The organism is Pseudomonas sp. NBRC 111143, from assembly GCF_001320965.1.
Lineage (GTDB): Bacteria > Pseudomonadota > Gammaproteobacteria > Pseudomonadales > Pseudomonadaceae > Aquipseudomonas > Aquipseudomonas machongensis.
The window spans coordinates 18,683-42,153 of record NZ_BCBT01000007.1; the positions used below are offsets into that span (position 1 = coordinate 18,683).

The 23,471-nt window shown below is 61.9% G+C and carries 19 protein-coding genes; 10 read left to right on the forward strand and 9 right to left on the reverse strand.

The window, feature by feature from the left end; genetic code table 11:
• The first annotated feature begins 102 nt into the window (after positions 1-102).
• Positions 103-2,274: a hypothetical protein gene (locus APH44_RS05775; protein WP_054891747.1), complete on the forward strand. Its 2,172-nt coding sequence runs from the start codon at positions 103-105 to the stop codon at positions 2,272-2,274.
• A 186-nt stretch (positions 2,275-2,460) separates the two neighbouring features.
• Here APH44_RS05775 and APH44_RS05780 read toward each other — a convergent pair whose 3' ends face one another.
• Positions 2,461-2,766 (reverse strand): DUF2288 domain-containing protein, encoded by a 306-nt coding sequence (locus tag APH44_RS05780; RefSeq protein WP_054891748.1) that lies wholly within the window; start codon positions 2,764-2,766, stop codon positions 2,461-2,463.
• A gap of 359 nt (positions 2,767-3,125) precedes the next feature.
• Here APH44_RS05780 and APH44_RS05785 point away from each other — a divergent pair, with 359 nt between their 5' ends.
• The 7 genes from APH44_RS05785 to APH44_RS05815 all read left to right on the forward strand — a co-directional run bounded on the left by APH44_RS05785 (position 3,126) and on the right by APH44_RS05815 (position 10,633).
• On the forward strand, positions 3,126-4,241 hold the full coding sequence (locus APH44_RS05785) for a branched-chain amino acid ABC transporter substrate-binding protein (protein ID WP_054891749.1): 1,116 nt from the start codon (positions 3,126-3,128) through the stop codon (positions 4,239-4,241).
• Between the two features lie 226 nt (positions 4,242-4,467).
• Positions 4,468-5,391, forward strand: a complete 924-nt coding sequence (gene livH, locus APH44_RS05790; RefSeq protein ID WP_054891750.1) for a high-affinity branched-chain amino acid ABC transporter permease LivH — start codon at positions 4,468-4,470, stop codon at positions 5,389-5,391.
• Positions 5,388-6,644: a high-affinity branched-chain amino acid ABC transporter permease LivM gene (locus APH44_RS05795; protein WP_054891751.1), complete on the forward strand. Its 1,257-nt coding sequence runs from the start codon at positions 5,388-5,390 to the stop codon at positions 6,642-6,644. Before livH ends, APH44_RS05795 begins: the two co-directional genes overlap by 4 nt.
• Positions 6,641-7,408 (forward strand): high-affinity branched-chain amino acid ABC transporter ATP-binding protein LivG, encoded by a 768-nt coding sequence (gene livG / locus APH44_RS05800; protein WP_054891752.1) that lies wholly within the window; start codon positions 6,641-6,643, stop codon positions 7,406-7,408. Before APH44_RS05795 ends, livG begins: the two co-directional genes overlap by 4 nt.
• Entirely contained in the window at positions 7,409-8,110 is a 702-nt protein-coding gene (locus tag APH44_RS05805; RefSeq protein WP_054891753.1) for an ABC transporter ATP-binding protein, read from the forward strand.
• Between the two features lie 131 nt (positions 8,111-8,241).
• Entirely contained in the window at positions 8,242-8,916 is a 675-nt protein-coding gene (locus tag APH44_RS05810; RefSeq protein WP_054891754.1) for a COG3650 family protein, read from the forward strand.
• Positions 8,917-9,019: 103 nt separating this feature from the next.
• Positions 9,020-10,633, forward strand: a complete 1,614-nt coding sequence (locus APH44_RS05815) for an NAD(P)/FAD-dependent oxidoreductase (RefSeq protein ID WP_054891755.1) — start codon at positions 9,020-9,022, stop codon at positions 10,631-10,633.
• Positions 10,634-10,660: 27 nt separating this feature from the next.
• On the opposite strand, the gene APH44_RS05820 is transcribed toward APH44_RS05815, so the two are convergent.
• Together APH44_RS05820 and APH44_RS05825 are read right to left on the reverse strand one after the other, a co-directional pair.
• Complete coding sequence (locus APH44_RS05820) at positions 10,661-11,584, reverse strand: ParB/Srx family N-terminal domain-containing protein (RefSeq protein WP_054891756.1); 924 nt, start codon at positions 11,582-11,584, stop codon at positions 10,661-10,663.
• A gap of 62 nt (positions 11,585-11,646) precedes the next feature.
• Complete coding sequence (locus APH44_RS05825; RefSeq protein WP_054891861.1) at positions 11,647-12,900, reverse strand: porin; 1,254 nt, start codon at positions 12,898-12,900, stop codon at positions 11,647-11,649.
• 493 nt (positions 12,901-13,393) lie between these two features.
• On the opposite strand from APH44_RS05825, the gene nhaA reads away from it, so the two are divergent.
• Positions 13,394-14,584, forward strand: a complete 1,191-nt coding sequence (gene nhaA / locus APH44_RS05830) for a Na+/H+ antiporter NhaA (protein ID WP_054891757.1) — start codon at positions 13,394-13,396, stop codon at positions 14,582-14,584.
• Positions 14,585-14,649: 65 nt separating this feature from the next.
• On the opposite strand, the gene APH44_RS05835 is transcribed toward nhaA, so the two are convergent.
• The 6 genes from APH44_RS05835 to dinG form a co-directional block, all read right to left on the reverse strand.
• On the reverse strand, positions 14,650-15,114 hold the full coding sequence (locus tag APH44_RS05835; protein WP_054891758.1) for a glycine zipper 2TM domain-containing protein: 465 nt from the start codon (positions 15,112-15,114) through the stop codon (positions 14,650-14,652).
• Positions 15,115-15,379: 265 nt separating this feature from the next.
• Positions 15,380-16,027: a pyridoxamine 5'-phosphate oxidase gene (pdxH, locus tag APH44_RS05840; protein ID WP_054891759.1), complete on the reverse strand. Its 648-nt coding sequence runs from the start codon at positions 16,025-16,027 to the stop codon at positions 15,380-15,382.
• 20 nt (positions 16,028-16,047) lie between these two features.
• Entirely contained in the window at positions 16,048-17,040 is a 993-nt protein-coding gene (locus tag APH44_RS05845; protein ID WP_054891760.1) for an OmpA family protein, read from the reverse strand.
• A gap of 99 nt (positions 17,041-17,139) precedes the next feature.
• Complete coding sequence (locus tag APH44_RS05850) at positions 17,140-18,285, reverse strand: serine hydrolase domain-containing protein (RefSeq protein ID WP_054891761.1); 1,146 nt, start codon at positions 18,283-18,285, stop codon at positions 17,140-17,142.
• A gap of 144 nt (positions 18,286-18,429) precedes the next feature.
• Positions 18,430-20,667 (reverse strand): beta-galactosidase, encoded by a 2,238-nt coding sequence (locus tag APH44_RS05855; RefSeq protein ID WP_054891762.1) that lies wholly within the window; start codon positions 20,665-20,667, stop codon positions 18,430-18,432.
• Between the two features lie 78 nt (positions 20,668-20,745).
• Positions 20,746-22,890 (reverse strand): ATP-dependent DNA helicase DinG, encoded by a 2,145-nt coding sequence (gene dinG, locus APH44_RS05860; protein ID WP_054891763.1) that lies wholly within the window; start codon positions 22,888-22,890, stop codon positions 20,746-20,748.
• 98 nt (positions 22,891-22,988) lie between these two features.
• Here dinG and APH44_RS05865 point away from each other — a divergent pair, with 98 nt between their 5' ends.
• On the forward strand, positions 22,989-23,453 hold the full coding sequence (locus tag APH44_RS05865; RefSeq protein WP_054891764.1) for a CopD family protein: 465 nt from the start codon (positions 22,989-22,991) through the stop codon (positions 23,451-23,453).
• The last annotated feature ends 18 nt before the right edge of the window (positions 23,454-23,471 follow it).

Below are 23,471 nucleotides of genomic sequence, written 5' to 3' on the forward strand. Positions count from 1 at the left end.
CTATCGCATAGGCAAAAGGCGCACTGCTACAGTCGCCGGATTTACGTAATGGCCAGATGACATATCTTCCGACCGTCCACCACTCCAGGCAAATGGCGCACTATGACCTCCAATAATACTTCTGCCAATGCAGTGCCCGAGCCCTCCACCAACAGCACCTCGTTGACCCTCGGTGGCGGCCAGGCCACCCGCAACGTCCCCGCGCAATACCTGTACTTCACCGAGAGCGATATCCAGCGCATCCTCGACAACCTCGACGGCCTGCGTGACCTGGTATTCCCGCAGGGCCTGCACGCGGAAGACGAAAGCCAATTGCGTCTGGACCAGCAGTTCCCCTCGGTATGCCTGATCGGCCTTGGGCGCTGTGGTTCGAACATTGCCCTGGACGTGGCGGAACTGGTGTACAACGCGCGCACCTTCTTCCTCAACGAGTTCAACAACGAAGACCGCAACAGGAACGAAGGCGGCTACAGCCCTGCACGCTGGATCCGACAGAACCTGCGCCTGGTACAGAACAAGGGCGCCAAACCGGTATTTCTGGTCGAGCCACTGGTGATGCTCGGCGATCTGGACAAGGACATCGCCGGGCGCATCCGCTTCTCGCGCAAGGGTGAGCGCGGCGGGTTCCTGCGCGACTACAGCAAGATGAAGATCATGGACCTGTCCGAGGTGCACGCCGGCGGCGCCGGCAATGCGCCGATCCTCGGCCAGTACCTGGCCAAGATCATCCTGAACAAGGATACCCAGCGCTTCTCGAGCGCCGACTGGAAACTGATCCACTCCTACCTGATCGATTCCTGCGGCATCAAGGCCAACCAATCGCGCCTGTACTTCTACATCTTCAGCGCTGGCGGCGGCACCGGCTCAGGGATGGCCTCGGAGTTCGGCCTGGCCCAGCAATACTCGTACATGAACAAGACCTTCGACACCAAGCCGGCCGACGAGAACGACGGCAAGGGCGGGCATTCGTTCGTTTTCGAGCCGATCTTCACCAGCGGCATCTGCGTGCTGCCCAATGCCTCCGACCACCGCAGTGAAATGTCCGAGGCCTTGCACATCAATGCCGGGCGCCTGTTGTGCAAGTACTTGTCCGAAGAATGGGATTTCTCGTACAACTTCGATAACGAAGACAGCAGCGAAGCCAGCGTCATGGGGCGCATCCGCCCGTGGAACGCCATGATGCTGATCTCCAACGACATCATGCGCTACGCCGAAGAGAGCGATGACGGAACGATCCAGAACATCGACGTCAATGCCATGGAGAAGCACGCCAACCAGTACATCTCCCAGCAGATCTTCAACATCCTCACCGCTCAGGCCGTGACCACCGACTACGACCAGAACTACTTCCGCCGCGCCGGCATCGACATTGGCGAAACCATCCGCCTGGACGCCAACGACCTGTTCATGAGCCTCGCGGGCCCGGTAGCCATCGCCTATGCCGAATCGGTAGTGCCGGAGGCGCCCGCGCAGGGCTCGGACAAGTTCAAGGTGTTCGAACGCGAATCGCCGCGCCTGGACATCGACGACCTGTTCTTGCGCTCCATCGACCTTCCCCATTTCAACAAACAGACCCAGGCCATCGAGGGCATCAGCCTGCTGCCCATCGAGTCGCGCCGCTATCGCGCGGCACTGGAGCAGTACAAGGCCTCGGGCTTCGACGCGGCGGCACTGCACGACCTGCATTTCTTCAAGAACTGCTCGTCGGTGGTATCGATCGTGTCGCTGCCCAAGGACTACAAGCTGTCGTACATGGACCTGAACCGGCTCAAGACCCACCTCAACAGCCTGTTCCCCAACACCACGCTCAAGCGCTACGCGTTGGTGATCGGCGCCTCGGCCAACCTGTCGCTGACCACCCTGATCGCCAAGAGCCCATGCCTGTCGGACGACTTCCTGACGCTGATCGTGGCCTTCATCAAGCGCTGCTTCGCGCGCACGCCCTACCGTTTCGACGACACGCTGGACAACGCGATCCTGGAATTCATCACCAGCGAGCATTTCGACGAAGACCGTATCGATGACCTGCTCAACGAGTTCGAGAACCCGGCGAAAATCCTCGATACCAACTGGTATGCGATCAAACCGATGTACGAGAAGAAGTACCGCGAGCTGATCAACGACAAGAGCCGCTTCGTCTCGATCAACGACATCCGCCTGTCGCGCGAATGCGTGAAGAAAGCGGTGAAGTACCTGCGCGAGATCTTCAGGCATCGGATCGGCAAGACCCGGGTGATTTCGCTCAACAGCCATACCGGGCGGGTGGATTACTGAGGGCCGGCATCTGACTCCTGTAGGAGTGGCGGTTCGCCGCTCCTACAAGGGAATTACGCATCCCGTAAACTGTTACCGCACTGGCGAACGCCCCGGCGACCTGTTACTTACTTCCACCTTACGTCAGCGTCAACACGCACCAACAAGGTGCGATCAACTGCTTTTTCGCACTAAAAACGCCCGCTATTATTCCGCTTTCTTCACCTGGATCACGATGAACGGCGAAACCACCACCGCCCAGATCTCAGGATCACGGGTTTGCAGGTCTAGCGCCTGCTCTGCAGTGAGCGGTCCGACAACGCCATCATTACGCCACTTGGCGAAGATTTCGCTGCGATTCTCGGCCATCGCCTCGGCAACGGCGATCAGGTCCAGGCTGGAGTCGACCCAAATCAGGTCACCCTTGGCCCAGAAACGCTCCAAGGCTTTCCACTCGATAATCGCGGTCTCGCCGAGCAATTTGGCATAGAGGGTGCTTGTGTGATCAGTCATGGGGGTTCCTGCCGACAGAATGGCCGTTTGAAAAGGCCGGCATTTTTGCAGAAAAACCCGGTTTCAAATACGTAATTTGATCGACGGGCCCCGGTTGTATGGGGTTGGGCCCGGGATAGAGGCAAAGTGATGGCGCTTTTCTGTATCTTTATGTCGATCATGCGACACCCCGGGAAACAGGCGCTTTTTGCCCGCTTTTCAAGCGCTCGGACAGCGCTCTACACTGTACCGGTACAGTTCCGGGACATGTTCCGGGGAAGGTGGGCTTGCGACATGGCACGAGCGTGCCGCAAATCCCGCCCGGTCTGTAGCCCTGGCCGCCAGGACTATAAGAATTACAACAGAATGAGTGGAGCACTATGATCAAGATTTCCAAGCTGTTCGCCGCAATGGTCCTGGCCGGGGTAGCCAGCCATTCGTTTGCCGCCGATACCATCAAGATCGGCATCGCCGGTCCCAAGACCGGTCCGGTAACCCAGTACGGCGACATGCAGTTCATCGGCGCCAAACAGGCCATCAAAGACATCAACGCCAAGGGTGGCGTCGACGGCAAGATGCTCGAGGCCAAGGAATATGACGACGCGTGCGACCCGAAACAGGCCGTTGCAGTCGCCAACAAAGTGGTCAACGACGGCGTCAAGTTCGTCATCGGCCACCTGTGCTCCAGCTCCACCCAGCCTGCGTCCGACATCTACGAAGACGAAGGCGTGATCATGATCACCCCCGCCGCCACCTCCCCGGAAATCACCGCCCGTGGCTACAAGCTGATCTTCCGCACCATCGGTCTGGACAGCGCCCAGGGCCCGGCAGCCGGCAACTACATTGCCGACCACGTCAAGCCCAAGGTCGTTGCCGTCCTGCACGACAAGCAGCAGTACGGTGAAGGCATCGCCACCGCGGTCAAGCAGACCCTCGAGAAGAAAGGCACCAAGGTCGCCGTCTTCGAAGGCCTGAACGCCGGTGACAAGGACTTCTCCTCGATCATCCAGAAGCTCAAGCAGAACAACGTCGACTTCGTCTACTACGGTGGCTACCACCCAGAGCTGGGCCTGATCCTGCGCCAGGCGCAAGAGAAGGGCCTGAAAGCCAAGTTCATGGGTCCGGAAGGTGTCGGCAACGACTCCATCTCGCAGATCGCCCAGGGCGCTTCGGAAGGTCTGCTGGTCACCCTGCCGAAGTCGTTCGACGCTGACCCTGAGAACAAGGCCATCGTCGATGCCATCAAGGCTGACGGCAAGGATCCTAGCGGTCCGTTTGTGTTCCCGGCCTACTCCGCTGTCGAGCTGATCGCCAAGGGTATCGAAGCCGCCAAGTCCGAAGACACCGACAAGGTGGCAGCCGCCATCCACGCCGGCAAGTTCAAGACCCCGACCGGCGAGCTGTCCTACGACGAGAAAGGCGACCTGAAAGACTTCAAGTTCGTGGTCTACGAATGGCACTTCGGCAAGCCGAAGACCGAAGTCTCCCCTCAGTAACTGCGTGACTAATAGCTGACCGAGAAGCCCACTGTGCGAGCAGTGGGCTTTGTTTTACGAGGTTCATGGACTTGATTCCCGCGATCCGGGAGCCGGTTCACCTGAAAATCTTAAAACCGTCACCCGCGGTTTCCTGGCTGTGCCCACTGACTTGGCGAAGACCACGAAACGGGCCGGGCCCATCGCCCGCCAGCGAAATGCAAATCAGGTTTTTAGGAGCGCTGTAATGCCTGAGATCTACCATTTCTTCCAACAACTGGTTAATGGATTGACCATCGGCAGCACCTATGCCTTGATCGCCATCGGTTACACGATGGTGTACGGCATCATCGGGATGATCAACTTCGCCCATGGCGAGGTGTACATGATCGGATCCTACGTGGCCTTCATCGCCCTCGCGGGCCTGGCCATGATGGGTATCCACTCGCTGCCGATCCTCATGACCGTGGCCTTCGTCGCCACCATCTGCGTGACCAGTGCCTACGGCTACAGCATCGAACGGGTCGCCTACCGGCCGCTGCGTAACAGCAACCGCCTGATCCCGCTGATTTCCGCCATCGGCATGTCGATCTTCCTGCAGAACACCGTGCTCCTGTCGCAGGATTCCAAGGACAAATCCATCCCCAACCTGATTCCGGGCGCCTTCTCGTTCGGCCCGGGCGGTGCGGAGGAAGTGCTGGTGTCCTACATGCAGGTCCTGGTATTCGTCGTCACGCTGGTGGCCATGACCTGCCTGACCCTGTTCATCTCCCGTTCCCGTCTGGGCCGCGCCTGCCGCGCCTGCGCCGAGGACATCAAGATGGCCAACCTGCTGGGCATCAACACCAACAACATCATTGCCCTGACCTTCGTCATCGGCGCCGCCCTGGCAGCCGTGGCGGCCGTGCTGCTGAGCATGCAGTACGGGGTGATCAACCCCAACGCCGGCTTCCTGGTAGGCCTTAAAGCCTTCACCGCAGCGGTTCTGGGCGGCATCGGCAGCATCCCGGGCGCCATGCTCGGCGGGCTGGTGCTGGGTGTGGCCGAAGCCTTCGGCGCCGACATCTTCGGCGACCAGTACAAGGATGTGGTGGCGTTTGGCTTGTTGGTTCTCGTCTTGCTGTTCCGGCCGACCGGCATCCTGGGCCGTCCGGAGGTTGAAAAAGTATGAACAGAAATCTCAAACAGGCGTTCTTCAGCGCCTTGCTGGTCTGGGCCGTCGCCTTCCCGGTGCTGGGCCTGAAGCTGAGCATCGATGGCATCAGCCTGATCGTGCACAGCCAGGGCAGCTTCACCATCAGCATCATTGCCGTGTGTTCGATACTGATGTTCCTGCGTGTGCTGTTCGACAAGCAGTGGAGCTCAGTGATGGGTGGGCGTTCCGATCGCAAACTGATCCCGCCTTCGGTGAGCAACTTCCTGACCCTGCCCAAGACCCAGCGCTGGATCATCCTCGGCCTGATCGTGGCCGCCCTGATCTGGCCGTTCTTCGGCTCGCGCGGCGCGGTCGACATCGCCACCCTGATCCTGATCTACGTGTTGCTGGGCCTGGGCCTGAACATCGTGGTCGGCCTGGCCGGCCTGCTCGACCTGGGTTACGTCGGTTTCTACGCCGTCGGTGCCTACAGCTACGCCATGCTCTCGCACTACCTGGGCTGGAGCTTTTGGGTCTGCCTGCCGATCGCGGGCCTCATGGCCGCAACCTTCGGTTTCCTGCTCGGCTTCCCGGTACTGCGCCTGCGCGGCGACTACCTGGCGATCGTCACGCTCGGCTTCGGCGAAATCATTCGCCTGTTCCTGCGTAACCTCACCGACTGGACCGGCGGCCCCAACGGCATCAGCAACATCCCCAAACCCGAGTTCTTCGGGCTCACCTTCGAACGCCGTGCGGCAGAGGGCATGCAGACCTTCCATGAGTTCTTCGGGCTGGAATACAACTCGATCAACAAGGTCATCTTCCTCTACCTGGTCGCCCTGCTGCTGGCATTGCTCGCGCTGTTCGTGATCAACCGCCTGCTGCGCATGCCGATCGGGCGTGCCTGGGAAGCGCTGCGCGAAGACGAGATCGCCTGCCGCGCGCTGGGCCTGAACCCTACCGTGATCAAGCTCTCGGCCTTCACCCTGGGCGCCTGCTTCGCAGGTTTCGCCGGCAGCTTCTTCGCCGCGCGCCAGGGGCTGGTGACACCGGAGTCGTTCACCTTCATCGAGTCGGCGATCATCCTCGCCATCGTCGTGCTTGGCGGCATGGGCTCTCAGTTGGGCGTGATTCTCGCGGCCATCGTGATGATCCTGCTGCCTGAGCTGATGCGTGAGTTCAGCGAATACCGGATGCTGATGTTCGGTGCGCTGATGGTGTTGATGATGATCTGGCGTCCGCAAGGCCTGCTGCCTATGCAACGTCCACACATGGAGCTGCGTCGATGAGCCGCGAAATTCTGCAAGTCAGCGGCCTGAGCATGCGCTTCGGCGGCTTGTTGGCGGTCAACGGCGTGGGCCTGACCGTCAAGGAAAAACAGGTGGTGGCCCTGATCGGTCCGAACGGCGCCGGCAAGACCACCGTGTTCAACTGCCTGACCGGCTTCTACAAGCCAAGTGGCGGCACCATCCTGCTCGACGGCCAGCCGATCCAGGGCCTGGCCGGCCACCAGATCGCCCGCAAGGGCGTGGTGCGGACCTTCCAGAACGTACGTCTGTTCAAGGAAATGACCGCGCTGGAAAACCTGCTGATTGCCCAACACCGCCACCTGAACACCAACTTCTTCGCAGGCCTGTTCAAGACCCCGGCGTTCCGCCGCAGCGAGAAGGAAGCCATGGAGCGGGCCCAGTACTGGCTGGAGAAGGTCAACCTGACCGAGTTCGCCAACCGTACCGCCGGCACCCTCGCCTACGGCCAGCAGCGCCGGCTGGAAATCGCCCGGTGCATGATGACCCAGCCACGGATCATCATGCTCGACGAACCGGCAGCAGGCCTGAACCCCAAGGAAACCGAAGACCTCAAGGCCCTCATCGGCTACCTGCGCGAATCCCACAACGTGACCGTGCTGCTGATCGAGCACGACATGAAACTGGTGATGAGCATTTCCGACCACATCGTGGTGATCAACCAGGGCACGCCCCTGGCCGATGGCACGCCGGAGGAAATCCGCGGCAACCCTGATGTGATCAAGGCCTACCTGGGGGAAGCGTAAATGCTGAAGTTCGAGAACGTTTCCACTTTCTACGGCAAGATCCAGGCGCTGCACAGCGTCAACGTGGAAATCAACCAGGGCGAGATCGTCACGCTGATCGGCGCCAACGGCGCCGGCAAGTCGACCCTGCTGATGACCCTGTGCGGCTCGCCGCAGGCACACAGCGGCAGCATCAAGTACCTGGGCGAAGAGCTGGTCGGCCAGCCCTCCTCGCACATCATGCGCAAGAGCATCGCGGTGGTGCCGGAAGGCCGCCGCGTGTTCGCCCGCCTGACCGTCGAGGAAAACCTGGCCATGGGCGGTTTCTTCACCGACAAGGGCGATTACCAGGAGCAGATGGACAAGGTCCTGCAACTGTTCCCGCGCCTGAAGGAGCGCTTCACCCAGCGCGGCGGCACCATGTCCGGCGGCGAGCAGCAGATGCTGGCCATCGGCCGGGCGCTGATGAGCAAACCCAAGCTGCTGCTGCTCGACGAGCCGTCGCTGGGCCTGGCGCCGATCATCATCCAGCAGATCTTCGACATCATCGAACAGCTGCGCCGTGATGGCGTGACGGTGTTCCTGGTAGAGCAGAACGCCAACCAGGCGCTGAAGATCGCCGACCGCGCCTATGTGCTGGAGAACGGCAAGGTGGTGATGCAAGGGACTGGTGAGGCATTGCTGACCGATCCGAAGGTGCGTGACGCGTACCTGGGTGGTTGAATGATCAAAGGGCCTGCGGGCCCTTTTTTCATGATCCCGCGAAATACGACACTGGGTGATGACCCTTGTGAAGCCAACGCTCGCTGGGTAACGTGACTCCCCTCGATACCCGCGACCCCGGAGTCTGCACGATGCGTCTCACCCCTCCCCTGCTGCTCGCCGCCCTGCTGCCCCTGTTCGCCGGCTGCCAGATGCTCGCCGAGCAACCAAGCGACCCGAACGTCGGCACTACCCGCATGCAAGGCGAACTCAGTGCAGCCAATGGCCAGTTGCTGTTCAAGCCCTGCAGCGAGGCTCGTCGCTTCGTGGTCAAGGATGCCGCTGGAACCGGCATCCTGCAGGAAGCCGCCAACCTCGCCAGTGGCCCCAAGACCACGCTGTTCGCCGATATCCGCGGGCGCCTGGCCGGCAGTCGCGAGGCCAACAGTGACGGCCAGCTGGACGTTACCCGGCTGTACCGAGTCGAAGCCTCCGCCAGTGCCTGCGAAGACCCCAACTTCAAGCAACTGACCCTGCGTGCCGGCGGGCACGCACCCGACTGGGACATCAAGGCCAGCGGCAAGGGCATGGTGATCAACCGTGAAGGCAAGGATCCGCTGCCGCTGCCCTTCCTCGAAGAGCAGATGCCCGGCGGCGGCCTGAGCCTGTCCAGCGAAGCCAACGGCCAGCGCGTCGAGTTGTGGGTCGCGCCGCAGCGCTGCGTGGAGCCTGGCACTGGCGCCGTGCGTCACCTGCGCGCCGAACTGCGCATCGATGGCCAGGCCCTGCAAGGCTGTGCTTACTACGGCGGTGCGCGCGACAACTGATCATCGGGTACTTTTATCCTGCCAGTCGGGGCGGCGAACAGCTTATACTTGGCGGTTTGAGTAAAGCCGCCGGCCGCCCATGGCCGGGATACTGGACCCTGCCATGCTACGAATCACCGAACTGAAGCTGCCCCTGGACCATCCCGACGAAGCCTTGCGCGAGGCTATCGTCCAGCGCCTGGGGATCCGCGACGAGCAACTGCTCGGCTTCAACCTGTTCAAGCGCAGCTACGACGCACGCAAGAAGAACAGCGAACTGCTGTTCATCTACACCATCGACCTTGAAACCAGCAACGAAGCCGAGCTTCTGCACAAGTTCGCCGATGATCGCAATATCAGCGTGGCGCCGGACGTCAGCTACAAGTTCGTCGGGCATGCCCCGGCCGATCTTCAGCAACGTCCGATCGTGGTCGGCTTCGGCCCGTGCGGTATCTTTGCAGGCCTGCTGCTGGCGCAGATGGGCTTCAAGCCGATCGTGCTTGAGCGCGGCAAGGAAGTACGCCAGCGCACCAAGGATACCTGGGGCCTGTGGCGCAAGAGCGTGCTCAACCCCGAATCCAACGTGCAGTTCGGCGAAGGCGGCGCCGGCACCTTCTCCGACGGCAAGCTGTACAGCCAGATCAAGGACCCGCAGCACCATGGCCGCAAGGTGCTCGAAGAATTCGTCAAGGCAGGCGCACCGGAGGAAATCCTCTACATCAACAAGCCGCACATCGGCACCTTCCGCCTGACCAGCATGGTCGAGAAGATGCGTGAGGAGATCATTGCCCTGGGCGGTGAAATCCGCTTCCAGGAGAAGGTCACCGACCTGCTGGTCGATGGCGAACAGCTCACCGGTGTCGTTCTGGAAAGCGGCGAACAGCTGCACTCGCGCCATGTGGTGCTGGCCCTGGGGCACAGTGCCCGCGACACCTTCCGTATGCTCCACGCCAGGGGTGTGTTCATGGAGGCCAAGCCCTTCTCGGTGGGCTTCCGTATCGAGCACCCGCAATCGCTAATCGACAAGGCGCGCCTGGGCAAGTACGCCGGGCATCCCAAACTCGGCGCCGCCGACTACAAACTGGTCTACCACGCCAAGAACGGCCGCTCGGTCTACAGCTTCTGCATGTGCCCGGGCGGTACCGTGGTCGCCGCCACCAGCGAGCCGGGGCGGGTAGTCACCAACGGCATGAGCCAGTATTCGCGCAATGAGCGCAATGCCAACTCGGGCATCGTCGTGGGCATCGACCCTGAGCGTGACTACCCGGGCGGCCCGTTGGCCGGCATCGAGTTGCAGGAACGCCTGGAAGCCCACGCCTATGTCATGGGCGGCAGCAACTACCAGGCGCCGGCGCAACTGGTCGGCGATTTCGTCGCAGGTCGTGCGTCCACGGCGCTGGGCAGCGTCGAACCTTCCTACAAACCAGGCGTCACTCTCGGTGACCTGGCTCCCAGCCTGCCCGACTTCGCCATCGAGGCGATTCGCGAAGCGCTACCGGCCTTCGATCGCCAGATCAAGGGCTACAACCTGCACGATGCAGTGCTGACCGGCATCGAGACACGTACCTCGTCGCCACTGCGCATTACCCGTGGCGAGGACTACCAGAGCCTGAACCTCAAGGGGCTGTTCCCGGCCGGTGAAGGGGCAGGCTATGCCGGCGGCATCCTGTCGGCGGGCGTCGATGGCATTCGGATCGCCGAAGCGGTCGCGCGCGACATGCTGGGAATCGAGGCCTGACGCCCCGAGCCAGGCCAGTTGCACGGGCTATTGCCGAGTACTGCGGTTCTTGCGGTACTCGGCCACATAGCCCAGCTTGCGGCTCGCAGTCTTGTCCAGTTCCTTGCGGTCAACGCTGCGATAACCACCCAGTTGGCGCGCAGTGAAGCCGCTGTCGCCAACAACCTCGTCCGGGGCCAGCGTCACCATCAACCTGGCGGCTGCGGCAACCGCCTGCCGATAACCGCTGCGCTCATCAAGATCGAAAGCTGCCAGCGGCAACGTTCCCCGCAGCCAGTTGCCCCAGTAAAACTCGAGAAACTCAGGCGTCACGTCACCTGAGCGCGGTTTGTCGTAGCCAACCTTGCGGGCGAAGTACACCAGGGACCGATACGGGTCATCGGCCATATCACTCAAGCCAACATGGGCGGGTAGCTGGGTAGGTTTGATCGGCTTGCCGTCAGCATCGCGCAGCCAGGTCTTGCGGGCCTGCTGCATGCGCTGCCAGAACTGCGCAAGGTCGGTGCTGTCGCTGAAATCGTCGGTGACTCTCACCCAGACCTTCAAGCCACGACCTGCCCACTCGGCGAGGCTGGTGAAACCATGGTGACCATCGGTGAGATAAAGGCGCCCGTCCGGGCCGACGACGACCGTCTTCATGTCAGTCTTGCGAGTACCTATGGGGGCCTCACAGGCAAAGCTGTCAGGATTGCTCAACTCGGCGCCTTTGCCCACCGCACGAGCCTCGCCCTGCCCGTTGACTTCACAATAGTCATCGAAGGCCCTTTTCGGCTCGGCGGCATAACGACCCAGCTTGTAATAGATCTGGTCGAATCCGATGACAGCCTGGGTTGGGTGTAATTGCTCGATGTTGACCTCCAGCAGCTGTCCGATGCGGGCAGGCTCGCCATCGGCTCGGGCCTGGGTACAGAGCAGAAACAGCGCCAAAACGGTAGTGCAGAAGCGGATCATGGTATTCCTCGCGGTCAGGCAAGCCCCGGAGCACCGGGGCTGCTACATGTCTGGTGCAGGGCTCAGAAAACATACTGCAGGCGCATCGCCACGGCGTCGCCAGAGTCATCACCGGCCTGGTTGCTGATGCCATCGACGTTTGTTTTCACATAATTGGCCGAAACCTTGACCTGATCATTTACATACCAGTTGACGCCCAAGGTGTGCAGCTTCGTCCGGTTATCCAGGTAACCGCGCTCTTCGACTCGCGCGGCATCGAAGCGGTAGAAGACCTCCCATGCCCCCAGTTGCTTGTCGGACGGCTTGACCTTGTCGAACTTGCCACCGTTGAGTTTGTAACCCCGAGGCTCGCCAGTGAGGGTGTAGGCCAACTGGCCGTAGTACCCCTCAGCTTTTCGATCATTGCGCCTGGTATCCGATACTGCATCAAGATCCCGGCGCAGGTACTCGGCCTGCACCGACAAAGCCCCCCGCGCCCAGGCGGCTTCCAGCCCCCAGACCGCATCACCTTCGTAGGCTCCGGCAACGCCAGGAGCGAGGTCCACGCGATTGCCGTTGACAGCGTCCTCGGAGGTTGCGCGCGCCCCCAGGCGTGAACGGATACGACCGTTGCTGGCAAGCTTGTCAATATCACTCATGGCGTAATCGACACCAAAATGCAGCACATTGCCAGGCTCGGCCCAAGGAGCGACGACGGCGCGGAGGTTATAGGTGTTGGTGTTCTTGCCCTTCTTGTCTTCCTGCCCCTTGGGGCGATTGACGCTGGCGACGCCATAGAACAGATCGGTGCTGGCGCTCACTTGCACGCCCATGCCGTCTGCATGGTCGGCTACCCATGGGGCCAGATCGCCGAGCAGGCTACGCTCCATGGTGGTTGTCCATTTGGAACTGGTAGCTTGCTCCAGCCCGAAGTCGGGATCAAAACGCCCCACCTTGATCGTCACCGGCTCCAGCGCCAGGTAGCTGACAGAGGCTTCCTTCCAGGACGTCGCACCGTCGTCGGCGAAATCGATGGAGAACTCATAAGACCAATCACCATAGGCCTTGCCATTCAGCTCCAACCTGGCACGACGCAGGAAAGCCTCGTTCGCGCGCTTGCCGTTCTTGCTATAGATCCCATCGAACTCGCTGTAGTCAGCCTGCAACAGGCCACCTATCTGAAAAGCGAATTGCTTGTCGGTCGTGGCAACCTCAAGCCCCCCCTTGGTCTTGATGACGATATCAGCCCCATCGGTTGTGACGGTACCGGCTGCTGCCTGGGTGCTGATCATCAATCCCAGAGCGCCCGCAGCAAATCCGAAACGACAGCGTGCCAGGCGGTGAATAGCGTTCATGCAACTTCTCCCAAAGTAATGGTTTTCTACCGCCGGACCACAGCCGATCGGTGGCAGCAGAGCCTGTTGGGAGCGCATTACAATTAGGTTTCCTTGAAATAATTAGCCAATAAAATCAAACAATTAGTGGGATTTTTTGAAATTTCACCAGCCATGTTCTTAGAAGGCAGACACCCAATTCTGTTGAGAGCGGGTGAACGATCCGAGCAGGATGTAGGCCAATGCGCGGTCTCCATCTCCCCCTCCGTGACGCTTGTTTGGAAGAAAAGCGTTGCAGCGCCGATTTCAACGGTAAAACGGCTCTGCAGTCGCCTGAATATTCTGGGAGTCCAGAGGGATACCTCCGCCCAGGTGTCAGATAGCCAAAGCGCAATCATTTATAACAAAAAAGAATATAGTTTTTGTTTTAAAGAATATCGCTGCACGTTAGGGTGTACGCCCGTTCCGTTCAAATACGTACTGGAGACGCTCGCCTGTGCGCAGCCTTATCAATCGTTTCCTGCAGCTGGAGTCTGCCAGCGGCCTGCTGCTCATCATCGCGGCGGTCATTGCCCTGATCGTCAACAACTCACCCCTGTCGCACCTGTACATGGGCTTTCTCGACGTTCCTGTCGCGGTGCAGATCGGTGCCCTGCAGATCGCCAAGCCGCTGCTGTTGTGGATCAACGATGGCCTGATGGCGCTGTTCTTCCTGCTGATCGGCCTGGAGGTCAAGCGCGAGGTACTCGAAGGCCAGTTGTCCAAGCCCTCGCAGATCATTCTTCCTGCCACTGCAGCGGTCGGCGGCATGCTGGTACCGGCGCTGATCTACTGGTTCATCAACCGTGATAACCCCGCCACACTGGCTGGCTGGGCCATCCCTACCGCCACCGACATCGCGTTCGCCCTTGGTGTGCTCGCGCTGCTCGGCAAGCGTGTGCCGGTATCGCTCAAACTGTTCCTGATGACCCTGGCGATCATCGACGACCTCGGTGCGATCATCATCATCGCGCTGTTCTATTCCGGCGAGCTTTCGAACATGGCATTGATGCTTGCCGGAGTTTGTCTGCTGGCGCTGCTGGGCATGAACCGCCTCGGGGTGAAGAAACTTGCGCCCTACCTGATCGTCGGGCTGGTGCTTTGGGTCTGCGTGCTGAAGAGCGGCGTCCATGCCACCCTTGCCGGCGTGGCGCTGGCAATGTTCATCCCCCTGGGCACTGGCGACAAGAAAAATACCTCTCCACTACTCACCCTGGAGCACGCGCTACACCCCTGGGTGGCCTACGCGATCCTGCCGCTGTTCGCGTTCGCCAATGCTGGAGTATCGCTGACCAATGCCAGCGCGGAGAGCTTCACGCATTCGGTGCCCATGGGCATCGCCATCGGATTGCTGCTGGGTAAGACGGTCGGCGTGTTCGGCCTGACCTGGATGGCCATCAAGCTGCGCCTGGCCGCCCTGCCCGCGGGCGCCAACTGGGGCCAGGTGTTTGGCGTCGCGATTCTGTGCGGTATCGGTTTCACCATGAGCCTGTTCGTTGGCTCCCTGGCCTTCCCATCCGGTGTCAGCGAGTATGCCGGGGAGGACCGCATGGGCATCCTCACCGGCTCGCTCTTCGCGGCGTTGATCGGCTATGCCGTGACTGCGGCGGCCAGCCGCAAGCGACAAGTATCGGTTGCAACCAGCTGATAGCATCAGGCACAAAAAAACCCCGACCGGCCTCGCCGGATCGGGGTTTTCTTTGCACTGCGAAATCAGTGAGTGACGCGGCTGGTGCCATCGACGGTCATGATGCGCACACGCTCACCAACGCGGAAGATCTCGTTCTGCTGCACTTGCTGCACATAGGCGCGCATGCTGCCGTCGTCTTCACGCACGGTAATTTCAACGCCTTGGGTGCGGGTCAGGCCTTCTTCAGCGGCCGAGCCTGCCAGGCCGCCTGCCACGGCACCGATCACCGCAGCAACGATACTGCCGCGACCACCCCCTACGGCGCTGCCCGCGACGCCACCCACAATGGCACCGGCGCCACCGCCGATCGGAGTCTTGGTACCCTCGATCTTGACCGGGCGCAGGGATTCGATCGTGCCCATGCGCACAGTCTGCACGCGACGGGCTTCATCTCGAGAGTAACTGTCACCGGTCAGGCTGGACTGGCAGCCACCGAGCAACAGCGCCATGGTGGTGAAGCTTGCCACCATCAAAACGGATTTACGCATGGGGAATCTCCATAAGTCAGGTGTCCATTAGACTCCCCGTGTTGATGGGTGTCACGACACAAACGTTATTAAATTGTTTTCATTCAGCTCGAGTACAGGCGCCAAGCAGCTTGCCGCCCACTTCACCAATGAGACCAAGAATAGTCGTGGATTACTTCATCGTCGCAATGACAGGGATCGCTGGACTGTGTTTTCGCCGCTGAAGGCGGGATGAAGATCAAGCCGTACCGGGTAATGGCGAGGGCCGCAAGCGGCCCCCTGGCAATCACGGAGCCAACCGCTCTCGCTGCCACCGACCATCGACCAGCCGGTAATTGAGGCGATCGTGCAAGCGGCTGGAGCGCCCCTGCCAGAACTCGATCCGCTCAGGTAGCAAGCGGTAACCACCCCAATGGTCCGGGCAATGCGGCTGAGTGTCGGAGAACCGCGCCTCGGTAGCCTTGACCAAACCTTCGAGCGCTGCGCGATCGGCGATCACTCGGCTCTGTGGCGAGGCCCAGGCCCCCAGCCGACTGCCCAGAGGACGTACCTGGTAGTAGTCGTCCGACTCTTTTGCGCTGACTTTTTCCACTCGCCCTTCGATGCGCACCTGGCGCTCGAGCGCCGGCCAGAAGAACGTCATCGCAGCGAACGGATTGACCAGCAATTGCTGGCCTTTGGCGCTTTCATAGTTGGTGAAGAACGTGAATCCGCGCTCATCGAGTCCCTTGAGCAGCAGCACCCGACAATGCGGACGCCCTTCGCCGTCAACCGTGGCAAGGGTCATGGCATTGGCCTCGACGGGCGGCTGTTCGGTCTTCACCGCGTCGCCGAACCAATGGTGAAACAGCGCGAACGGCTCACCCGGTGCCTGGGCCTCGGCCAGGCCATCACGGGTGTAGTCGCGCCGCATGTCGGCCAGGGATTGAGTCATGGCTGCGTTTCCTTAGACGATCAATTGGTCTTCGCAGGGCTGTTGGCGGCGACTTTCTTGTCGGCAGCAGGCGCCGCTTTCTTGGCTGCGGGCTTGGTTGCCGGCTTTTTCGCGGCCGGCTTGGCTGCAGCCTTGGCGACAGGCTTTTTCACGGCGGGCTTGGCTGCGGCCTTGGCGACAGTCTTCTTCGCGGCGGGCTTGGCATCAGCGGCCTTGGCGGGTGCCTTGGCATCCTGGGTGGCAACCATCGCCGCAGGTACCGGCGCCGGGGCTGCTTGCTGGTACTTGGCCAGCAAGGCGACCATGGTGTTCTGCGGGGTCAGCAGCATTTCCACACGGCGGTTCAGGGCTCGACCCTCGACGCTGTCATTGGCCGCGCGTGGCATCACGCCACCCATGCCCTTGAGGGTCAGGCGGTCACGCTGCAAGCCGCTCAAGCGGAAGATCGCCGAGACCGACGCGGCACGCTCGAGGCTGAGCTTCTGGTTGGCGACGGCGACACCGCTGGTATCGGCATGGCCAAGTACGAGCACGGCAGTCTTCGGGTCGCCTTCGACGATCTTGGCCACACGGGTGATCGGGCCCAGAGAAGACGGCAGCAGCATGTTCGGGCGGTCCGGGTTGTAGGAGCCGTCGACCGGCAGGGTCACCGCAAGCACGTTGTCACGACGTTCGATTTCAAGCTTGCTGTCTTTGGCGGCCTCGCGCAGCTTCGGTTCGTACTCGTCCAGCCAGGCCTGGGTGGCCTTCTGGTCGATCTTGGGCACTGCCGGCGCCTCGGCCTGCTTGTCGCTCGAGCCGAACGGCCACCACCAGCGGCTGCTGCTTTCAGACTTGGCATCGGCCTGGACGACCTTCTCGGTCACCGCGTCCTTCACGTCCTGTTCGGCAACCTTGTCCGAACCGAAGGGCCACCAGCTGAGGCCGCCGTCCTTCGAAGCGTCCTGGGAGTGGCTGGCGCAGCCGGTCATGGCCAGGCACAGGGCAAGTGCTAAGGTTTTTTGTGAAGACATCAGCGATACACCATGAATTAGAAAGAAATTTTGCCCACACACACGAGGCGTTGGCATTGAGGATAGTCAAAGGAATCGGGCATTACCCGCATTACCCGATCAAAGGCAACTACCCAGTACCCGCACCAGTTTCTGCGCACGGGGGTCCATCAATACGTAGGGGCCCAGGGTATTGGTGACGAAACCGAAGGCCACGTCGTGCTCGGGGTCGGCGAAACCGACCGATCCACCCGCCCCCGGATGACCGAAAGCCCGAGCACCCAGGCCGAAGGTGGCGTTGGCGACATCCGGCTGGTCGAGCATGCAGCCCAGGCCAAAACGGGTCTGGGTCAACAGGGTGCGATCCTGCCCAAGGCTATGCTCGCGGGTCAGTTCATCGAGCAGTTCGGATTCCAGCAGGCTGCCATCGAGCAGGCCGGCATAGAAGCCCGCCAGGCTGCGGGCATTGCCGTGGCCATTGGCAGCCGGTTGCTGCATGCGTCGCCACTCGGGTTTGTTGGTGCTGGTGAGGATCGCTGGCGGATTGGTGAAGGCGCGGGTCGACAACGCCTCGGGCTCGCGCATGGTCACCTGCAGCAAACGCTGGGCTGCGGCATCACCAGGATTACCCTTGCCACGGGCGATATGCGCCACGCGGTGGAACTCTTCATCGGCCAGCCCCACATGGAAGTCCAGGCCCAACGGGCGCGCAGTGCGGGCGACGATCGAGTCACCCGGGCCACGGCCATCGGCGCGGCGGATCAGTTCGCCGATCAGCCAGCCATAGGTGATGGCGGCATAGCCATGCTCGCTGCCAGGGGTCCACCACGGCGTTTCGGCCGCCAGGGCGTCGACCATGACCTGCCAGTCGTAGAGGGCCTCGGCCGGCAACAACTCACGGATTGCCGGCAGGCCGGCGCGGTGGCTCAACAACTGGCGCAGGGTAATGCCGTCCTTGCCCGCCTGGCCAAACTCCGGCCAATAACGGGTCACCGGCACGTCCAGGGCCAGCTTGCCCTCGCCCACCAATTGCAGCGCAGTCACAGCAGTGAAGGTCTTGGTGCAGGAAAACAGGTTGGCGATGGTATCGCTGTGCCAGGCCTGCTGGCCGTCCTTGTCGGCGCTGCCCGCCCAAAGATCGATGACGGTTTCGCCACCAACCTGGATGCACAGCGCCGCGCCACGCTCCTGGGGATCATCGAACAATGCAGCAAACGCGTCGCGCACCGCTTCGAACTTCAGCTCATAGTGACCCTGGATCTGCACCCGCCTACTCTCCGTACGACCTGTCTCACAAAGTCGTGCATTGTTTCAGTAGTTGGCGGGTTTGCCTACTGAATGTGGCTGGAAGGTTGTAAGGAATACCCCAGAGGTTGGGTGGCGAATACTAGCCGGAACCCACTACTGCGCTCAGGGCGCCTTGACCTCGAGCCCCCTGCGCAATTGCTCCAACGCCTGCTGGTTGCTCCGCCTTACCGCCTCGACAAAACCCGGATACGCCACGTCGGTGATACCGACCAGGCCCAGATGCCCATTCTCCCCGTCGAGCAGACGCCCGCTGGCTGGCTGGTCGAGGTATTGGAACCAGTGAGCACCCACGATCATCGGTTGAGCCAGCGCTGCCTTGAGGAAATTGCCGTAGGCAGGCCCACGGTCCTCTTCACGCGCGACCTCGAGCGGCCCTGGCCAGAACGGGCCACGGTCACGGGAGCCGAACTGGAACTCCGAGACCAGCACTGGCTTGTCCAGCTCGGCCAACCGGGCGAAGTCGTAGCCGTCTTCGGGCTTGAGGGTATAGAAGTTGAAGCTGAGCACATCGCAGAACTCGGCACAGGCCTTCACTGCCTCAGGTGTACTGGTGGCGTAGCGTCCACCCAGCAACAAATGGTTGGGCGCATGCCATTTCAGCGCATCGGAGATGGTCTTGAAGTAGGTCTGTGCGAACACCTGCTGGAAGTACTGGTAGTCACGCTCGATTTCCGGGTGCTCAGGGTTGGGCAGTGGCGCCTCGAAACCGGGGTCCTCCATGAGCTCCCAGGCTTTCAGTTCGATACCCCACGCCTTCGACAGCCCCTCCTGGTTTCGGTACTTGTCACGTAACTGCTTGAGGAAGGCGCGCTTGGCTGGCACATCGGTGGTCAGGCGCAAGGTGCCGTAAGCCAGGCCATACCGCGCCTTGGGTTCATCACCCGGCGCCGCCCAGGCCAGTTCGTTGTCAGCGAAATAACCGATCAGCCACGGGTCGTCGCGATGATCCCGCGCGGCAATGGCCACAGCACGTTCTGTAGCCATGGCAAATCGCGGGTCGAACGGGTCGGGCATGCGCCCCCACCAGTCCATGCCGGTGCTGATACTGGCATAGTCACCGACGATCGACAGCGGCAGGGTATACGGCATGCGCCTGGCCTGGCTCAGGGCCGGATCGCTCCAGTTACCCAGGGTGTTGAACCCCCAGGCCTGCAAACGATCGAGGCTGTGCACCTGCCAGCGCTCGGCATCGACACCGGCGGCCGGGCAGTCCACCGGAGGCTGCCCCTCGGGCGCCGGGGCGCAGGGCTTGGCATAGGTGCGCTGCAGGTTGGCAGCATAGAAGTCATACCAACGCCCTTGCTTGAAGCCACGGCCTTGGGAAGATGCATTACCGTCGTCATTGTTGCCTTGGCCGTAGAACGCCGCGAGCGGATCGCCCTCCCCAGGCAACCCTTTGAACATCGATTCTCGGCCCGCGACGTAGGTGCGCCCGCCATCGGCGGCCACCGCGTTGACGCCCAGCGAGTAGAACGGGTGCCCCTGCGGGGTCACCAGGAACCAGCGGCCGTCGCGCTTTTCAGTGCGGAAGAAGCCGGTGGCTTCGAAGGTCGGTCCGGCCACCAGGCCGCCGTACGTGTCCAGTTTCTGCTTGTCGCGCTCGGCCAGCCAGGCCTTGAGCTGCTGGCGCTCACGGGCATCGGCGGCCTTGAGTTGATCATCGTTGACGATTTTTTCCGGCCAGCGGCCTCGGGTGGACTGGCCATAGGCATCGATCAAATCGCCGTAGGCCGCCCGGTATGCCTGGTCATCATCCTGTATCCCGACCTTTTCGATCAGCAGGTTCTGCGCGACCTTGGGTCGGGGAATGCTCAGGCTGATCGAAACCACCTGTTTGAGATCTATCTCGCCCGCGCTGCTGGTCAACAGCACGCGTTGCCCTTCGTACGTCCAAGGCATCGGCGGACCGGCACGCATGCCCTGACTCAACGGAGAACTGGCCTTGAGCGGCACCATCACCGTCTGCGCCGGGCCCGCTGGCAGGTCGATGCGGCTGGTGAGCGTACGCCCATCGCTGCCCAGCAGCGTGACATCCACGGTCAAGGCCCAGTCCATCGCACTTTGCAGGCGTAGCGTCAGAAACTGCCCTGTCGACCAGTCCCAGGTCCCTGCCTGCGGGCTGAGGCGCAAGGTCGGGCGCTCCACCGGGTTGAATACCACGCGCCGCAGCACTTCGCCTTCGGCTGTTTGCTCCGCGTTGTACTGCGGCATCCCCGTGTCTTCGGTGGTCACGGTGACGACCGAACTCGGGCGTACGAAGCTGAACAACGTCTGCTGGGCTGCCAGCAACGGGGTACTGAACAACAAGGTGAAAACGACGGGCAAGGTACGGCGGATCATGTGGACGTGGCTCTCCTTCAAGGCCCTCATGGACCTGGTCGAGTCATGGACAACGGGCCGGGCATCGTGCTCCGGCCGTTACTGGATCTCCCGCCGGAAGGGCGGCAGCGCATTGAGAATAGCCTTGCCGTAGCGCTGGGTGACCAGCCGTCGATCGAGCAAGGTGATGACACCACGGTCCTGCTCGGTACGCAGCAGACGACCGCAGGCCTGGATCAGGCGCAGGGAGGCGTCGGGCACGGCGATTTCCATGAACGGGTTACCGCCACGCGCCTCGATCCACTCCGCCAGGGCCGCCTCGACAGGGTCGTCCGGCACGGCGAACGGAATCTTGGCGATGACCACGTGCTCGCAATAAGCACCTGGCAGGTCGACACCTTCGGCGAAACTGGCCAGGCCAAACAACACGCTGTGCTGACCGTCATCGACCCGGGCCTTGTGCTTGTTCAGCGTCTCCTGCTTGGACAGGTTGCCCTGGATCAGTACCAGCTTGCGCCAGTCGCGGTCCAGGCCATCGAACACGTCCTGCATCTGCTTGCGCGAAGAGAACAGCACCAACGCGCCACGGGCTTCTTCGACGATGTTCGGCAATTCGCGGATGATCGCCGCAGTATGGCCCGCCGCATCGCGCGGGTCGGCACCCAGGTCGGGCACCCGCAGCAAGCCGGCATCGCCATGCACGAATGGGCTGGGCACGACGCAGGTCACCGCATCACGCGGCAGCCCGGAGCGCATGCGGAAGCGGTCGAACTTGCCCAGCGCAGTCAGGGTCGCCGAAGTGACCAGTGCACCATGGGCAACGCTCCACAGGCTGCGGCGCAGCATTTCGGCGGCGAGAATCGGGCTGGCGTTGACCTCGATGTCGAACAGCGCCCCACTTTCGGCCAGTGTCAGCCAACGCGCCATGGGCGGGCTGTCTTCAGGGTCTTCGGCGGTGAAGGCGGTCCACAGCTCCCAGTTGCCCTGGGCACGGGTGACCAGGCTGCCAAACAGCGGGTACCACTCTTCAGCCTGGTGGCTGGCGATGCCGATGTTGACCTCACCGTCCATGCCTTCCTTTAACAGGTCGGCAAGCCGGGTGAACAGATCGTTGAGGCGGGCGAAGCCCTTTTTCAGCTCGATGCCGACCTCGCGGATCTGCTCCGGCACGACGCCCCCCTCGAAGCGGTAGCGCGGGCGATCACGCCCTTCCATGTCTTCACCGGGCCGGAAATCGGCGACCTGTTCGCACAGGGTGAACATGAACTGCTGCTGGGTGCGGATTTCCCGCGCCAGCTCCGGCACCTGCTCGATCAGCTTGCCCAGGTCGCCTGGCAACGGGTGCTGGGCCAACAGCTTGGTGAGGTTCTTGGCCGTCTGCTCCAGCCAGTCGGCCGTGGAGCGCAGCCGCGAATAATGGGCGAAATGGCCGATGGCCTTGTCTGGCAGGTGATGGCCTTCGTCGAACACGTACATCGTGTCGCGCGGGTCGGGCAGTACCGCGCCACCGCCCAGGGCCAGGTCGGCCAGGACCATGTCGTGGTTGGTGACGATCACATCGACCTTGCCCATGCCTTCGCGCGCCTTGTAGAACACGCACTGCTGGAAGTTCGGACAATGTCGGCCGGTGCACTGGCTGTGGTCGGTGGTCAGGCGCGCCCAGTCCTGGTCCTCGAGGGTTTCAGACCAACTGTCGCGGTCGCCGTCCCAGCGGTTGCCGGCAAGTTTCTCGATCATGCTGTTGAACAGCTTCTGGCTGCGCTCGTCGACTTCGATGTGGAAGCCTTCTTCTTCGAACAGCTGGGCGGTCGCCGACTGGGCGTGGCCCTCCTGCAGCAGCACGTCGAGCTTGGACAGGCACAAGTAGCGCCCACGCCCCTTGGCCAGAGCGAAGCTGAAGTTCAGGCCGCTGTTGCGCATCAGGTCGGGCAGGTCCTTGAAGACGATCTGCTCCTGCAGGGCGACGGTGGCGGTGGCGATCACCAGGCGCTTGCCGGCGGCCTTGGCGGCGGGAATCGCGGCGAGGCTGTAGGCGACCGTCTTGCCGGTACCGGTGCCGGCCTCGACCGCGACCACGGCAGGTTCGCCTGCCCGGCGACCTTCATCATCGCAGGCGATGTCGCCGAGTACCTTGGCCACTTCGGCGATCATCAGGCGCTGGCCGTAACGCGGCTTGAGGCTCTTGGCTTCGAGAAAACGCGAATAGGCGCCCTGGATGGTGGCTTTGAGTTCGTTGCTGATCATGGTCTGCGGGCGCCCGAAGGGCTGGATATATTTTCAGTGTTTCGCATGGGGCGGCTATCATACCCCGCTATTGCCCTTTGTGCCGCATGGAGATCCGGATGCTTGCCTTTGCCCTGCCCTACACACTGCATGTCCTGGCCGCCCTTGTCTGGGTTGGCGGGATGTTCTTCGCCTGGCTGGTACTGCGCCCGGCAACGGTCGCAGCGCTGGAAGGGCCCGCGCGGCTGCGGCTGTGGGTGGAAGTATTCCGACGCTTCTTCGGATGGGTCTGGCTGGCGATAGCGGTGCTGGCGATAAGTGGTATCGGCATGTTGCACATGCGATTTTCCGGCTTCGAGACCGCGCCCCGCTATGTACAACTGATGATGGGCGGCGGGATCGTGATGTTTGCCTTGTTCCTGCGCGTGCAGGCGCTGCTGCTGCCAGAACTGCGCGCTGCGGTGCAGGCCGAGGACTGGCCGGCGGGTGCCGGGGTGCTGGGCAGGATCCGACGGATGGTGGGGATCAACCTGCTGCTGGGCATTGCCGTGGTGGCAGTGGCCAGCGCTCGCGTCATGTTCTGAAGTCATTGACTCGGGGCC